This window comes from Streptomyces sp. NRRL S-340, from assembly GCF_000720185.1.
Lineage (GTDB): Bacteria > Actinomycetota > Actinomycetes > Streptomycetales > Streptomycetaceae > Streptomyces.
This window is the reverse complement of sequence record NZ_JOIY01000021.1, coordinates 43,203-58,285: the sequence shown is the minus strand read 5'-3', so window position 1 is coordinate 58,285 and position 15,083 is coordinate 43,203. Positions and strand designations below refer to the sequence as shown.

The 15,083-nt window shown below is 68.2% G+C and carries 16 protein-coding genes; 4 read left to right on the top strand and 12 right to left on the bottom strand.

What is annotated here, in order from left to right:
• Positions 1-120: 120 nt before the first annotated feature.
• Positions 121-372: a hypothetical protein gene (locus IG64_RS41190; RefSeq protein ID WP_158771590.1), complete on the top strand. Its 252-nt coding sequence runs from the start codon at positions 121-123 to the stop codon at positions 370-372.
• A gap of 129 nt (positions 373-501) precedes the next feature.
• Here the strand turns inward: IG64_RS41190 and IG64_RS18150 are convergent, their stop codons facing one another.
• The 11 genes from IG64_RS18150 to IG64_RS18100 form a co-directional block, all read right to left on the bottom strand.
• Complete coding sequence (locus IG64_RS18150) at positions 502-1,338, bottom strand: aminoglycoside phosphotransferase (RefSeq protein ID WP_037857409.1); 837 nt, start codon at positions 1,336-1,338, stop codon at positions 502-504.
• The gene (locus tag IG64_RS18145; RefSeq protein ID WP_037857407.1) at positions 1,335-1,991 is read right to left on the bottom strand and encodes a histidine phosphatase family protein; all 657 of its coding nucleotides are present in this window, start codon (positions 1,989-1,991) and stop codon (positions 1,335-1,337) included. Before IG64_RS18145 ends, IG64_RS18150 begins: the two co-directional genes overlap by 4 nt.
• Positions 1,988-2,749 (bottom strand): phosphotransferase, encoded by a 762-nt coding sequence (locus tag IG64_RS18140; RefSeq protein WP_037857406.1) that lies wholly within the window; start codon positions 2,747-2,749, stop codon positions 1,988-1,990. The genes IG64_RS18145 and IG64_RS18140 overlap by 4 nt, the downstream gene beginning before the upstream one ends.
• Complete coding sequence (locus IG64_RS18135; protein WP_037857404.1) at positions 2,746-3,591, bottom strand: class I SAM-dependent methyltransferase; 846 nt, start codon at positions 3,589-3,591, stop codon at positions 2,746-2,748. Before IG64_RS18135 ends, IG64_RS18140 begins: the two co-directional genes overlap by 4 nt.
• A 31-nt stretch (positions 3,592-3,622) precedes the next feature.
• Positions 3,623-4,135 carry a topology modulation protein gene (locus IG64_RS18130; RefSeq protein ID WP_037857403.1) on the bottom strand — a complete coding sequence of 171 codons (513 nt, stop codon included), beginning with the start codon at positions 4,133-4,135 and terminating at the stop codon, positions 3,623-3,625.
• A gap of 96 nt (positions 4,136-4,231) precedes the next feature.
• The gene (locus IG64_RS18125) at positions 4,232-5,284 is read right to left on the bottom strand and encodes a glycosyltransferase family protein (RefSeq protein ID WP_037857402.1); all 1,053 of its coding nucleotides are present in this window, start codon (positions 5,282-5,284) and stop codon (positions 4,232-4,234) included.
• A complete protein-coding gene (locus IG64_RS18120) occupies positions 5,281-6,999 on the bottom strand; it encodes a carbamoyltransferase (protein WP_037857507.1) in 1,719 nt (572 codons plus the stop codon). Before IG64_RS18120 ends, IG64_RS18125 begins: the two co-directional genes overlap by 4 nt.
• A gap of 8 nt (positions 7,000-7,007) precedes the next feature.
• A complete protein-coding gene (locus IG64_RS18115; protein ID WP_037857401.1) occupies positions 7,008-7,964 on the bottom strand; it encodes a thymidylate synthase in 957 nt (318 codons plus the stop codon).
• Positions 7,961-9,814 (bottom strand): hypothetical protein, encoded by a 1,854-nt coding sequence (locus IG64_RS18110; protein ID WP_037857398.1) that lies wholly within the window; start codon positions 9,812-9,814, stop codon positions 7,961-7,963. The genes IG64_RS18115 and IG64_RS18110 overlap by 4 nt, the downstream gene beginning before the upstream one ends.
• On the bottom strand, positions 9,811-10,440 hold the full coding sequence (locus IG64_RS18105) for an HAD family hydrolase (protein ID WP_234438539.1): 630 nt from the start codon (positions 10,438-10,440) through the stop codon (positions 9,811-9,813). The genes IG64_RS18110 and IG64_RS18105 overlap by 4 nt, the downstream gene beginning before the upstream one ends.
• 77 nt (positions 10,441-10,517) lie before the next feature.
• The gene (locus IG64_RS18100) at positions 10,518-11,030 is read right to left on the bottom strand and encodes an ATP-binding protein (RefSeq protein WP_051813026.1); all 513 of its coding nucleotides are present in this window, start codon (positions 11,028-11,030) and stop codon (positions 10,518-10,520) included.
• Between the two features lie 343 nt (positions 11,031-11,373).
• Between IG64_RS18100 and IG64_RS18090 the strand changes: the two genes are divergently transcribed.
• Complete coding sequence (locus IG64_RS18090; protein WP_037857393.1) at positions 11,374-12,762, top strand: hypothetical protein; 1,389 nt, start codon at positions 11,374-11,376, stop codon at positions 12,760-12,762.
• A gap of 75 nt (positions 12,763-12,837) precedes the next feature.
• Positions 12,838-13,323 carry a TrmO family methyltransferase domain-containing protein gene (locus IG64_RS18085; protein ID WP_037857391.1) on the top strand — a complete coding sequence of 162 codons (486 nt, stop codon included), beginning with the start codon at positions 12,838-12,840 and terminating at the stop codon, positions 13,321-13,323.
• A 101-nt stretch (positions 13,324-13,424) separates the two neighbouring features.
• Here IG64_RS18085 and IG64_RS18080 read toward each other — a convergent pair whose 3' ends face one another.
• A complete protein-coding gene (locus IG64_RS18080; protein ID WP_051813025.1) occupies positions 13,425-13,820 on the bottom strand; it encodes a hypothetical protein in 396 nt (131 codons plus the stop codon).
• A 148-nt stretch (positions 13,821-13,968) separates the two neighbouring features.
• On the opposite strand from IG64_RS18080, the gene IG64_RS18075 reads away from it, so the two are divergent.
• Positions 13,969-15,075 (top strand): helix-turn-helix domain-containing protein, encoded by a 1,107-nt coding sequence (locus IG64_RS18075; RefSeq protein WP_037857389.1) that lies wholly within the window; start codon positions 13,969-13,971, stop codon positions 15,073-15,075.
• Positions 15,076-15,083: the final 8 nt, after the last annotated feature.

The window sequence follows — 15,083 nt, the reverse complement described above, 5'->3', positions numbered from 1 at the left end:
GGGATGACGGTGGGGCGTAATGGGATATTTGGCCGATGGGGTGACCACCTGGGTCGTGCCCTTGAAAAGTCTTCCTTCCGACGGCGGCTTCATGATTTCGATGATTCAGCCTGGAGCCGCATGGATGATCTGATCATTTTTTGGGCTGACATGGGGCAGGCGGATGAGTTTCTGACGTTGGAAACCAGTCATCGTGAGGGTGTTGAATACCTTGTCCAGCGCCAGCTGCGTACTGTCTTGGCCAGGGGTAAGCCCCCACTGACTGTTATCAGTAAGGTTCGATCAAACCGTACCGTCCAGTTACCGCTCGTCCAATCCAGCGCGAATGAGGTCGTCGGTCGTTTCCAGGTTCATTTTGGATCACGACAATGAGCGAGTCCTGTGTTGGGAGCCGATAAAGCCGGCGGCGCCGGTCACCACGGCCCGGCGGGGGACCGTGGTGGTCAGGTGGGATGCGTGCTGTGACACGGAGTTCTCCAGGAATCCGAGGAGGGGTGTGGTTCAGGCGAGCCGGGCCAGAACGGTGCGGCCGTGGGTGCTGAGGGCGAGATCGTCCTGCTCATGTCCGCGGACCAGGGCGGTGACGGCCTCGATCGCGCCGAAGGACTCCAGCAGTCGCTGTTCGGTGTCGTTCAGCGGCGTTCCGTATCCGGCGAAGAAGGCCGTGCGGAGGTAGGGGGCGGCCTGCCAACGGCGGAATTCGAGCCGGGCGAAGTCGCGGATGCGGGCGTCCCGGCGCATGTGCTCGAAGTCGCACATACCGAAGGCGTCCCCAAGGAGCCAGTTTCGAGGCTGGTAGTCGAGGTGGCATACCGCGCTGTCCATGAGCGTGTTCGCCAGAACGTCCGCGCTGTGGCCCATGCGGTCGCGTTCGGCCGTGGAGATGAGGCCGGCCCGGTCTGCACGGGCGATCCAGTCGCGCAGCCGCTGGGCGAGTTCCGTGCCGATGGCGCCGGTACGCGGTACCGAGGTGGCGTGATGCAGCTTGCCCAGCACGCGCCCGGCATCGTAGTGAGCCTGTTCCTCCTCCGGCGACCCGGGCGCGACCGCATCCGCCCGTACGCCGCGCACCGCGGTGAGCAGCAGGGTGCATGTTCTGTCCTGCCGGCCCACCACTCGGGGGACGTGCCCGATCAGGTGAGCTCCCCAGGCGAGATAGGCATGGAGTTCTCGGATGTATCGGTCGCGTTCGCTGTGCTGCTTGGCGAAGAACTCATTGCCGTCGACGTCGACCAGACGCAGGACTCGGGACGGGAGAGTCGGATCGTGCACGATGCGGACCGCTCCGAGCGCGCCGCGTGCCAGGCTCAGGCGCGGATCATCGGACAGCGTGATCACGCGACAGCCTCCTGCGCTAACGCGGCCAGGTGCTCGGTGTCGTTGTGGCGGTCGAGCATCCACCGTCTCTGCCCAAGCCGGTTGAGGTGGTGTTGCCACCGGGTGATGGACCCGTGAGAGACCGTGAATCCGGCCGGAGATCCGAGCGGGATTCCCAGGAGCAGGGTGTGGGCGACGATCACGGTCTCGCCGTGCGCGGCGAACAGGATGCGCTCACCCTCGTGATGGTCGATGAGCTCCTGTAGGAGGCGGCCGGCCCGCTCCAGATAGCCGTTCCACGTCTCGGATCCAGCAGCCCAGGGCCTGTCCGGGTGGGCGTGCGGCCCACCGTCGGCAGCAGTTTTCACCTCAGCCCAGGGTCTGCCGTCGGCGGCACCGTGGAGCGGACCGTCGAGGCGGTCGTCGGTGGACATGGGGAGGCTGAGGGCCTGGCTGATGATCTCGCCGGTCTGGCGCAGGCGGAGGCGCGGGCCGGCGTACAGCGCTCCGAACGGCTTGTCGCGGTGCTCGGCGGCGAGGCGGAGCGCGACCCGTTCGGTCTGGGCATACCCGCGGTTGGTCAGCCCGGTGCAGGTGCGCGGGCCGCCGACCAGGCCGTCGACGTTGCACTGGGCTTCGCCATGGCGGACGAAGACGAGTTCTGTGGTGATCATGCGGATCCTTGGGGGCAGGGTCGGGGCGACCAGCGGTAGCGGTAGCCGTTGCGCCCGGCGTAAGGAGCGGTCAGCACGGCGTGCAGCGCGAGGAAGTCGTCGAGCCGCTCGCGATCCGTGATGCCAAGCCGGGGGTCGTGGCGTACGGCGGCCTCGTTGTAGGCGCGCAGCGCCGAGTCAATGGTTGGAGCCGGCAAAGGCCCGTACGTCAGGACCAGCGTCGCGATCAGCTTCGCCAGGTCGTAACCCATCGGCGCCAGCGTCAGATCGTCGGTGTCGACCGTGTAGATCTCGCCGGCCTCGGTGATGATGAAGTTTCGCGGGTTGCTGTCCTTATAGAAGGCGGTCGGCCCCTCGGCGGTCTTCTCCAGCAGCGTCAGCAATGCGTGCAAGGCCGCGCGGTCCGGCAGGTACCCGTGTTCCAGCCTTCTTCGCAGGGCAGCCTGCCGGGGACCGATGTAGTCGCCGAACGCGATGCCGTCACGGAAACGGTGGGGCCGGTTGAGCGCGGCCGGCCGGAGATCGGTGGTCCACGCGGCCCCGTGGGCGTCGCCCAGCAAACCAGCCAGGGCCGGCAGGTCCTCGGTCCGGGCAGGACGGCCGTCGATCCGCTCGTATGTCAGGCTCGTCGGCCCCACCACCGTCAGCGCCGGCAGCCGCAACGGCGGTGCATGCTCGGCGAGCCAGGCGTGATGCCGGGCTGCCGAGGCCACCCGGCCCGGGGTCTCGTAGTGCTTGGTGAACTGGCGAACGCTCACAACCGTTCTCCCCCTGACTGGGCCACTACGAAGGTGACGAGGGACTTGGTGGTGAGGGGCCGGTCCGGCAGGAACTCATGCAGTGTTGCCGCGAGCGCGCCCGGACTGCCGTAAAGGCCCGGGGCGAGGTCGTACTTCGGGTTGGTGGCCAGGTACTCCGCCACGTGATCGTGGCCGTCGAAGGTGAACCTGTGTTCCTCGTGCTCCACAGCGAGTACGTCGAGTGACGCGGCGGCCAGGTCGGCGAGGTTGCCGCTGTGCGCCGAGATGTACAGGCTCTCGTGTTGCTCGGCCCGCGGGTCGAGGCCAGCGGCAGCGACCAGCTGGTCCATCTCCCAGTAGCTATCGAGCCCCTTCGTGACGAGCACGGCCAGCCCTCCCGGAGCCAGCACCCGCTTCATCTCCGCGACCACCGTCTGTGGCTGCAGTGAGTGGTAAAGGCAGAAGGCTGCGACGGCAACGTCGAATGACTGGGCAGGCAGCGGCAGCTGGTGAAAGTTGCCCAGGAGGAAGCTAACTGGGACGTCGGGGAGCCGTTGAGCGCGGTGTAGGGCCTGTTCGATCAGGGCAGGAGCCGCGTCGAGACCGAGTACGCGCTGCGGCCGGAGTTGCTGGGCCAGGGCCAGACTGCTCGTACCGCGACCACAGCCGACGTCCAAGACCAAGCCGAGCTTGTCTGCCTGCTGGTGGTGAGCGCGCACCAGGCGCACGATCGTGTCTGGTACCGGGCGTCCGGAGGTTTTCGCCCGCATCAGGGCATTGGACCGGCCGGCCAGCCGAGAGGCGTGCCCGTACAGTTCCGCTTGCCGCGCGGGGTCCAGGAAGGGGTTGGCGCCACTCATGCCGCACCCTCCCCTCGGAGGCGCGGAGCGCTCAGCGGTGCTCTGCGGCGACCTTGCGCAGCCAGCGGTGCGTCTGTCGCCGGTTGCGCAGCAGCACCACGTCGGCACGGCCCGAGGCGAATTCCTCGATCTTGGCCATGACGCGCGGGCGCATCTTGCGGCGGTACGTCGCCACGTACTTGATCACGCCCCAGTGAATGCGGTTGTGCACCCCGTTGCCCTTGTGCCCTGCCCCGTGCCGGATCTGGCGGGAGAAGATCCCGTACAGCGCGGCCACGGTCGAGACGTCCATGAGGACCACCGTGTCGCAGGCTTCGAGCCGGATCTGCAAGGTGGAGTTGTAGTTCCCGTCGATCACCCACTTCGGCTGCGCCACCAGGTCCCGCTGCAGGGCGGCGAATTTTTCCATGGGCAGCGCGTTCCACGCGTCGTCGTAGAACGCGGCGTCCAGGTGCGTGACCGGGGCGTCGAGGATCCTGCCCAGCTCGCGTGCCAGGTAGGACTTGCCGCTGCCTCCGCAGCCGACGATGGCGACCTTCTTCATGGTGCTCCAGAGTAGACGCGCTCGGGTGCCCGGTCGGACCGGCCGGTCGGACACGTTCGGATGATCCAGGTGCCATGGCCTGGGAAGGCAGCTCCATCACGCCGCACCCCATTCCACATCTACGGGGCAGGCGGCCATGTCCAGGACGGCTTCCAGCGCGTCCACCTGCCGACTCAGGCGGAAGAGGTCCAAGCGGTCCAGGCAGGCCGCGATCAGGTCCGCGTGCTGCTGGGTGCCGGCGATCCGCTGGAGGTGGGCGAGCCGCTCGATCACCTCGCTGCCCGAGCTGACGATCAGATCCTTGGGCACGAAGCGGTCCGCGTGCAGGATGTCGGCAGGAGTGAGCGGCAGGCAGCCGGCGAGGACGGCCTCGAAGATCCGCTGCGTCATCTGCCCGACGACGGCGTACCGCTCCGGCAGCATCAGCACGGTTGCCAGAGACCTGCCGTACACGGCGTGGACCGCCTCGAAGGGGAGCCTCCCGAGGAACCGGACGTGCCGCCAGCGATCTGTCTTGGTCCACTTGCCCCCGACAAGGTGATCGAAGCGGGTGGCGGCCGGCGCGAAGAAGCGGTCGAAATGCTCGTCGCGGTCGTACTGGTTCCCGACGTACCCGAGGGCGAGGTCCCGGGGCTTCTTGGCGAGCATGATCGGATCCGCCTCGTCGAGGAGACGGTCGTCGACAGGGAATAGCAGGCGGTGGGCGCCCGGCGTCGGCTCTAGAGCGGCCTCACACACAGTGGTCTTGCGGATGCGCCGCCACACGCTGTCCGGCCGGAGCTGGCGGTCCTTATCCCAGATCACGGTTGGAGTTCCGAGCCGAACCGTGTACCAGGTGACTAGCTGTGTCTGGCGGTGCAGGTCGCAGGTGTGCCCCTCGGTGCCGCACGGGGTGGTGTTGCGCCCGTCGATCGCCCAGCGCCACTCCAGGAAGAGGACGTCGACGTCCGGGGTGCCGTTGTGGAAGGCGTAGGCGTTGCCGAGGTTGTCGCCGGCCTCGATCAGGTCGCGGTCGGCCTGCAGGAAGACGATCTCGTGGCCGCGGCCGAGGAGGGCGTCGATCAGGGGACGTCGGTGGCTGCGGCCCCCGTCCGGGGTGTCAGTGATCCCGTTGCCGAGGAAACCCCAGAAGCTGTATCCGATCTTCACTTAGTGATCCACCTGCCTTCCAGCAGCAGGGCGTCCAGTCCGGAGTTGGCCAGGCAGTCCAGGGCCATCTCCGGCGTCCCGCAGATCGGCTTGCCCTTGACGTTGAGGGAGGTGTTGATCAGCACCGGCACCCCGGTTCGGCGGGCGAAGGCGCTCAGCGCGTCGTGCATGAACGCGTTCTGCGACCGGGTGACGGTCTGGAGGCGGGAGGTGCCGTTGGCGTGCACGATGGCCGGCACGCGCTCGCGCGCCTCGTCGGTCACGCCGGACGCCATCGACATGTACGGCGCCTCTTGGCCGAGAGTGAAGAACTCCGCGGCGCGTTCGGCCAGGACCATGGGGGCGAATGGGCGGAACGGCTCCCGGAACTTCACGGTGGCGTTCAGACGCTCGACGACCCCGGGCTCCAATGGAGAGGCGAGGATCGAGCGATTCCCAAGGGCACGAGGGCCGGCTTCGACTCGTCCCTGGAACAGCCCGACGATCATGCCGTGGGCAAGCTGGTCGGCGAGGAACTCGGCGGACTCCACGCCCAGCGTCTTCTGCTGGAGCCCGGGCCACGGCGTGAGGTCAAGGGTCTTGCGCTGGTACGACGGGCCGAGATAGCAGGCCCGGGCGACGCCGGACACAGGCCGCCGGCTGCGGCTGCCGGTGTGCACGGCGATGGCGGCCCCGATCGCGGTGCCGGCGTCGCCCGGGGCGGGCGGTACGAAGACTTCGTCGAAAATTCCGGCCTCGATGATCCGCCCGACGCTCACGCAGTTCGTGGCGACTCCACCGCCGACACAGAGGCGACGCGATCCGGTGATCGTCCGCGCCCGGTGGGCCAGATGCAGCATCACCTGCTCGGTGCGCTCTTGAAGTGCGGCGGCCATATCCCGGTGGACGTCTTCGATCGGCTCGCTCGGGTGGCGCTCGGGGCACGTCTCGGCGATGAAGCGGCGAGAGGTCCTCGGGTAGCCCGAGGTCAGCACGCGCGGCGGGAAGTAGGCGGGGTCGACCGAGAAGCCCGTGGGTGTGGTTCGCACGGCCCGGGCAAAAAGGTGGCGGAACCGCTCCGGATCGCCGAGGGCGGCGAGCGCCATCACGGTGCCCTCCTCGTCACCACGGCGCCACCCGAGGTGCTCGGTGACCGCGCCGTACACGTAGCCCAGGGAGGCAGGGTCGTTGATCGCCTCCAGGGTGCGCGTGGAGGGGTGGAGCGCGTTGTGTCCACGGGCGATGGTGGTGGTCTGCCGCTCGCCGAGGCTGTCCACGATGAGCACGGCGGACTCGTTCCACCCTGAGGCGGCGAAGGCCGTCAGCTGGTGGGCCCGGTGGTGCAGCACGGGGAAGACACAGGAGGAGGGGAACCGCTGGCCGAGGGCGCGGGTGCGCAGCTGGGTCCGCAGCGCCACCTTGGCGAAGCCGCGCGCCCTCGGCAGCGCCCGGTCGCGCGTCGTCGGTGACAGTGCGAGGCGCAGTGCCGCTGGCGACTCGGCAAGGTAGTGGGCGGGCCGGAAGTTGTAGGCGACGGCGTCGACGTCGGCTGCGGTGAGCCCGGCCTCGCTCAGCAGCCACTCGACGGCGTGGCGGGGGTAGTCCTTGGTGTGCTTGTGCTGAGAGAGGCGCTCCTCCTCCACGAAGCCGAACATCTCCCCGTCTACCAGCAGGGCAGCGGAGGAGTCGTGCGTGAAGGAACACAGCCCGAGGATGACCGAGGGCGCGCGGTCCATGGTGGCCATCACCGCGTCCCCGCCGTCTCGCGCGCGGTCGAGGCACTGGCACGGCGGTTCAGCTCGCCGTACCAGGCGATGAGCGCCTCGCCCAGCGGTCCGTCGATCTTGTCGGCGACCCGCCACGCCTGCTCACGCGCGCCGTCCTTCCACAGGCGGTAGCTGCGCAGTGTCTCAGCCATCGTGTCCCAGCCCGGGTGGCCGGTCACGTCCCGGGCCTCGACCTGGGCGAGCAGATCGTCGAAACCCCGCCACGGTGTGGTGAGGTCCGGCATGCCCGCGCTCGCGGTCACCGCGGTCAGCTCTTCGGCCTGGTCGAGATGGTTCTCGTAGATGTGCAGTGAACCCACGTGGTGGTGGAACTCGCCCAGCTCGGCGCCGAGCCAGCCCGCGACCAGCTCGTGCAGCACGGTGTAGAAGAACAGGTCGTACGGCATGCCGATCCACACGTCCTGACCACGCATCGTCGTCGACATGTGCAGGCGGCCGGCGCGCAGATGGAAGCCGAAGCCCAGCGTGCAGGGCACGTCCTTGTGCCCGGCGGCGTCTTGGGCCGGGTCGTAGAGCTGGATCAGGGCCCGGCGGGAGTCGGGGTCCTCCTTGAGGATCTCGACGACACGGCTCAGCTGATCCACGTTCCCGGCCCACTTCCGCATCCGCGGCCCGTACGCGCCCCGCAGGACACCGTCGTCGGCGTACTGCCGCAGGCGCGCGTTGTAATCGAAAATCCACGGGGCGTCCGAGCCGGAGAGGTGCCACACAGTCTCCGCCACGGCGAATGCGGGGTTGATGACGCGTGCCGGCGGTGCGTACAGCAGGCGGGCCCGCGGCTGGGTCAGCCGCATGTGGACGTCTAGCACCTCACGGGTCGCCACGCCACGAGGGCTGACCCTCTCGCCGCTCTTGGCCAGGGCGACAGCGCCGACGAAGAGTTCGGCGACGCTGTCGGCGGTCAGGTGTGTCATCGGGCAGGTACTCCTTCGCCCTGCGGCAGTCCGGAATCGGCGCTGCGGGCCTCGTGGTTGATGTGGAGGGAGTGCATGACAGGGCCGCCCGAGCGGCGGGTGATGAGGCATGCGACTTGGGCGGCGCTGTCGCCGCGCCACCGGCACACCGCGTCCGTCGCCGCCCGGTCGGCAGGCGGGCGCGGACCGCGCAGTGCGAGGAGGGCGTCGGCGATTTCATTGGCGGTACTGCATCGCCGTGCAAGGCCGTGGTCGGAGAGTCCGAGCGTGCGCTCGCCGGGCGAACCGAATTCGAGCACCGGAACGCCCACCAGCGCGGCCTCGATGCCGCACGTCGAATAGGCGCTCGCCAGAGCGTCGGCACCGGCGAGGCAGCCGCGAGCGCCGACCCGGGGATCGGCCACGGCCACCAGGGGCCGACCGTCCCGTTCGAGCAAGGGGGCGAAGACGTCGATGCTCTGTGCCGGATGCGGCGCGATGACGAGGCCCCAGTCGCTGCCGGCCTGCCACAGACCGTCCAGCAGCAGGTCGGCCTGGGCCTTGAGCCGGTCAGGACCGAAGGGCTGGCAGGCCCACACCGCGATACGGGCAGGACTGCGACGCGGGCCGGGGGCCAGCAGATTTTCCAGGTAGCGCCGCTGGGTATCGCGGCCGAGGCCAGCGAGTACATCGAAGCGGGGCTGGCCCAGGACATGGACTTTGGCGTCAGGGTGGCGCACCCACTCCTTCGCGAGGGGGAGATCCCGCTCACCCATGACCACGATGTCGCGGCTGTGCAGCGCGGGCCATGCGACCGACTCAGCCGTCCAGGCCCCGTGCTGGACGTGCACCGTATTCACCCCATGGCGCTCTGCCACATGTACGGCCAGCGCACCCAGCGGGCTGGTGTCGTTGCTGACCAGGACGGTATGCGGCCGTGCGGCGGCGAGAACGTCGTCCAACCATGTCTCCGCCAGGACCACGGATCGCCAAGACGGCTGGGTGCACCCGCCGCTCGTCTCCAACAGAACGGATACGAGGCGGAGCACTCGCGCCAGTTGAACCTCGTGCTCGTCGACTCGAACGACGTGGCCGTCATCCTGCGGCTTCAGCCCGTCCACGGCGCCGGAGAGGTCGAAGAGACTGGGCGGAGGCGAGCACAGGTTCACCCCCGCGACCCCCGAAGCCGGGCACCGCTCCGCCGGGTCGGTCGCCAAGTCCACCACGAGGCTGGGGCGCCCGTTCCTGGCCAGCTCCTCCAGCACTGGCAGCAGAGTGGCCGCGTGACGGGACGACCACGACAGCGCCACCACCTCGCTCACTGGAAGCTCCGAGGGAGCCGGGCTCGGCACCGATGCGACCGTCGGGGCATGAGGGAGGTTGCGTAACTGCGCGGATCGGAGGGGGTTGTGAGGGGCTGCGGCTCCGAGCAGGTAAGCGATGCCCGACCAGGTGACCGTGTACGCCCGGTACTCGCGGGAGCTGCTCGACCGCAGCCCGACGAGTCCTTCGTAGGGCGCGAGTCTCAGCGGACCTGGGGCCTTGGCGAACGGCTCCCACGCGCTGAGCGCCGCCAGCTTACGTACGACCTGTGCCACCAGGCGCCGCGCCGGCACGTGCTGGACGTACAGCCACCCCGCGCCACCCGGCGTCCTCGCAAGGTCGGCGCCGTACGCTTCGAGGGCCTCCATCACATGGTCGACCCCTGCTTCCGCGTCGCGCGGGTCGAAGGGCAGGGCCTCCAGTTCGGACGTGGTGATCCGGTCGGACTTCATGGTCGCGAGCGCGCCCTCGCCGACCAGCGCCCACAGGGGCTTGCCATCGGAGTCGACGCGGGCGATGCCCAAGGCGCTGCACTTGGTCGGCGTCATACAAGGCTCCCTTCGAGGATCGGCCCGGTGTCCATGAGCCGCAGCAGGTCCTTCGGCGATGCGGCGACGACGGGGGCCGGGGGGCTCGGGGTGCCGTAGCCCCAGCCCGCATGCACGTACGAGACGCCAGCGCGACGGGCTGCCTCCTGGTCGACCGCCATGTCGCCGACGTACAGCGCATCGGCCGGGTCGGCACCCAGGTCGATCAGGGCGAGCAGGATCGGGTCTGGCGCGGGTTTCCCCCGCCCCACCCCGTTCGGCGTGCGCACCGTGCCGAACGGGACGCCGAGCTGAGCCAGGAGAGGGGCGGCTCGCGACAACGGCTTGGACGTGACAATCCCCAGGCGCCAGTCGGCAGCGGCGAAGGCATGCAGGACCTCCATGACGCCGTCGAACTGTCGGGCAAGGTGAGAGGCGGCCGTCGACGCCTTGGAGTAGGTCTGGTGGATCGGCTCGGCGTCAGCGAGCCCGAGCTGCTGCATGATGTCGGCGAAGGGCCGACCCAGGTGACGCTCGTACTCCCCGAACGGCACGTCGAGGCCGTGGTCTTTACGGACCTGACGCCACGCGCGCTCCATGACCGGGCGGGTGTCGACGAGCACGCCGTCCAGGTCCAGCAGCAGCACACGTACGGCATCGGCGTCGAAGCCCCGCCTCGTTCCGCCGGAGGTCGGCGCGGGTGAGGAAGTAGGCCGGGATGACATCAGGGATCTCCAAGGGAAGGGGGTTGGGAGGTGAAGGGCGACTCGGTGCGCCTCACGAGAGCGATCACTCTCTTGCCGCGTCCGTCTTCCTTGGGGCAGGCAGCCCAGGCGTCGGCCGCTGCCGACACGAGGTGTAGGCCCCGTCCGCTGGTGGCATAGAGCGAGGCGATCTGAGGCACTGGGGGCTCAGGGGAGTTGTCTTCGACCTCGATCCCCACAACACCGGCCTGCAGGGCTAACGTCAGCGTGATCTCTTCGACGGGCTCGCCTTCCACCCTGGACGGAAGGCTCAGGCTGACGCCCGGAGTTCGGCCGTGCCGCTCGGCGTTGGTGGTGAGCTCGCTGACGATCAGTACAGCCTGGTCCAGAAGGTCTTCCACCCCCCACGCCGTCAGCGCTTCCCGGGTGAAAGACCGTGCCTTGCCCGGGGCCCTGTCGTTGGCGGCGAGCGTCAGGCTTTTCTTCCGTTCGGGAGTGCTGATCACACTGCCCAGACTTTCGATTCGGTCCATGCTCACCTTCTCACAACTGGTGCTTGAGCCCGCGGAGGACTCGATCGGCGGTCTTGTCGGAGTGGTCGAAGGGGCGGAGGTTCTGCACGAGTACGGCCACCGGCGGCGAGTGGTCGAGGTGCCGTACGCCGGACGTCGGAGCGGGAGCGCGCCCGTCGCCCGACCCAGTCCGGGTATCGGCGCCAGTCGTGTGGCTGGTCTTCACCGGTTTCCTCCCGGACAAAGGCAGTTGGTGGTTTCGTTGACCACGAGCGAACCGTGGATCACATCGCGGCGGTATCTCCCGGCGGCTGCCGGGGCCGTCAAACCCGTCAAAGATCGTTTTGGTGAACCGAGGTAGACGATGGCGCGCGAGCGGAACGTGAAGCTGGCCGACGCGATCGCGGAAACAGGCTGGTCGCAGCAGAAAGTGGCGGCTGCCTTCGTGAGGGTCGCGGCCGAGGTGGGAGCAAAGGAATTGTTGGGCACCAGCCGCTCGCACATCGCCATGTGGGTGGCGGGAACGCAGCCCTCGGGCAGAGCGCCGCTTATCTTGTGCGAGACGTTGTCCCGGCGACTGCAACGCCCCATCACACCAGCTGAGATCGGGTTCTCCGTGCTGGGCGCGGATGCAGTCGCGGCATCGGAGTGGAACGTCGATACGCTGACTGCGCTGGTAGACCTTGGGAGAAGCGACGTGGACCTCGAACGCCGCCGATTGCTGGCCGGCGCCGCCTACTCGGTGGGTGGCCTGGTTCTGCCTGGACCGCAGTGGTGGGATGAGGCTCCCCAACGGGCAAAGTCCCGTCCCGCTGCGACGAGCCGCAGGGTCGGGGCCGCCGAAGTCAGCGCTGTGCGTGAGATGACGGAGTTCTTCTCTCGAAGAGACCAGCGCCACGGCGGCATGGACGGCCGTACGGCTCTCTACCAGTACCTCGTCGACGACGTGGCCAGGTATGTGGGAGGGATATTCACCAGCGACGGCACCCGTCGTGCCCTGCTCGCCGCTGCCTCCGAGGCGGTGTACGTCGCCGGCTGGATGAGCTTCGACGCCTCCCGCCATGAGGCCGCGCGTCGCTACTTCACTCTGGCCCTGAAGCTCGCGGCGGAAGCCGACGACGCTCCCCTCGCCGGCCACATCTTGCGGGCGATGGCTCACCAGGCAACGGACCTCGGCCACCCGAGGGCTGCCGTCGACCTCGCCACGGCTTCCGTGGAGCGTAAGCGGTACACCCTCGCGACCCCTCGCGAGCGGGCACTGCTCGGAGTGGTGCAGGCACGCAGCCTTGCCGCCGACGGACAGAAGCGTGCCGCGATCGCAGCGCTTCTCCGGGCCGAGGACGACCTTGCTGCGGCGGACGTCGGCGACGAGGAACCGAGTCGGGTGTGGTTCTTCCAGCGGGCTTCCCTGGCCCACGAGACCGCCCGCACCCTGTGGACGCTCGGCGATCTCGACGGCGCGCTCCAAGAATTCAACAACAGCGTGCTGACCAGGAAGGCCGACACCTTCAGCCGGACCCACGCGGTGACGTTGGGCTACATGGGCACCGTGCAGGCCCGCAAGGGGAACGTGGAGGCCGCCTGCCACACCTGGGCACAGGCCCTGGACGCGATGGAGGGCGTCCAGTCGGGCAGAGCACGCGAGGCAGCCGTGAACATGCGCCGGGTGCTGTCCCCTTTCCGTAATCGGGGAATCAGCGTGGCGGCGGAGATCGACGAGCGCGCCAAGGCCGTACTCGAACGAGTAGCCTGACGGCGCCATGGTGGTGAAGGCGGGCATGCTGTGGCTGACCGCCTCGCCGTGCCGCGAGCGGAGAAGGGGGAACCCGTGTCCACACAGTCCATCGAGGTGCCGGTGATCGCCGAAGTAGTCGGGGGCCACAAGGGGCGCCTCGACGACTTCAAGGGCGGTGTGGAGTCGATCATTCGGCTGCGCCCGGAGTTCCCCGAGGAGACCCTGCAGGGGATCGAGGAGTTCTCTCACCTCCAGGTCACCTGGTTCTTCAACTTCGGCTCTCCTGAAGACGTTGCCCTCCACGCGCGCAGCCCGCGGGACAACCCGGACTGGCCGGCGACGGGAACCTTCGTGCACCACAACCACCGGCGTCCGGCTCGCCTCGCGACCTCGTTCCCGCGGTTGCTCCGTGTCGACGGACGGGACCTGCACGTCGTCGACCTCGATGCGGACGACGGCACGCTGGTGGTGGACCTGGTGGCGGTCTTCAAGGAGTTCCTGCCGCGCGGCAACGTCACCCAGCCCGCGTGGCCCAGCGAGATGCTGAAGGACTACTGGAGGAACGCCGCCGAGCGCTGACTCGAGGCACCCTCTGCAAGCGATGCTGGCGGCCGGCCGGGACGTAGCCGCCCGAGCAGGCGCCAACCACGGTCGCGCAGGGCTGTACCGGCAGGCACTCATCACTCGGTGCCTCCGGCGGCGAGGGATGGGGCGCCTTCGCCTGGTGGAGCCGCCTGCTCACCACGGATCAGCAGCAGATGGGCGCCGGTTTCGGTCAGCTGACTGCGCCGTTCAGCCGCTATGGCCTTGGGGCCGAGGTGCGACGGGGTGGGAAGTACGACCCCATAGGACCGAGTGGCCGTGAGGGCATCGAGCATGCCCACGAACGCGTACGGCGTGGAAGAGCAACGCTCCATGTAGACACCGGCCAGTGTCAGCTCGTGACGACGGCAGTAGTCGCTGATCGCCATCGTCAGGGCCAGCTGACGAGCACGTGAGACCCGCACCAGGCGCAGGTAGCCGAACACGAGCGGACCGGTGACGTGTCGCTGTTCGGTGAGGGGTTCCAAGATCATGACCGTCCATCAGGCCGTCTTCGGAGGGGCATTTCGAGCCTGATGGCGGCCGAGTGGTCAGGGAATCCACGGCCGTCCCACTTCTGTCCCACTTCCGTCCACCTGACGCGACACAGCGTGCTTCGATGGCAACGGAAAGGAGTGGCACGTGGCGACCGTTCATGAATGGACCGGCCTGGAGGCGCTTGCCCTCCGGAAGGCTCTCCGCTTGAGCGTGCGTGCCTTCGCCGAAAGACTGGGCGTCTCGGTCAATACCGTCAGTAACTGGGAGAAGTTTCTGGCCAAGCGGCGACCCAATACGGAGAGCCAGGCCATCTTGGATACAGCGCTGGCCCAGGCGAACGCGCAGACCCACGTGCGTTTCGAAACAGAGCTCGCCAAACTTGCCGAGGGGTGCACCCCTCCGGAAACGACCGGGCGCGTCACCATTCCCCGCCCACGAGCCTGGGACTACGAGACGTGGGCCGACGACTTGGAGCGCGCAGTGGTGGCCCTTGCCCGCCAGAACTTTCCCTTTGCAGAAGCACTTCTGCACCGCTGGACCTCTCGCTACAAAGCCTCGGAACTGGATGAACGGGGCTTGTCCTTGCTGGCACGTTCCACCGCGCTGCAGGGAGACCTGATGCGAGACCAAGGGGCCGTCGTAGGCCCTCTTTCGGCCCAGCGCGCATACGCCAACGCTCGTTCGCTTTATACACAGTTGGAGATTCCGCGCCGCGTAGCTCAGCTCGATCTCTCCCTAGCCGTCGTCACAGAGATGGTCGGCGAACTTGAGACAGCGGCGCGCCAGTACGAGGACCTGGCAGCCGACGATCGATTGTCCCCTCGTGATCGTGCCCGCGCTCGTTTGTGGGTGGGCACGGCTCTGAGCAAGGACGGCAACCACGACTATGCGGTCAGCGTTATGGAAGCAGCGGTCCACGTCTTCGAGGACCTCGCCGAACAGGAGGATTGGTCGGTCGCGCAACAGAAGCTGGCCCTCGCTCACCGCGGTTCCGGGAACCTCGATGCCGCCCTACGCCTCATCGACCTTGCACGCAGTACAGGCGTCACGGACTCGCCCATGCAGCGGGTACGCCTGGACACCGCATATGGCCACATCCTGCTCTCCGATCCCGCCACCCTGGATGATGGGCTACACGTCCTCGACGACGCTGCCAGGGAGGCAGCCCAGTACAGGCTGAGCCACCAGCTCCGCAGCATCACGGACATCCGGAGGACGGCCGACGGGGCAGCCCGCCCCACACGACGGTGACCAGGGAG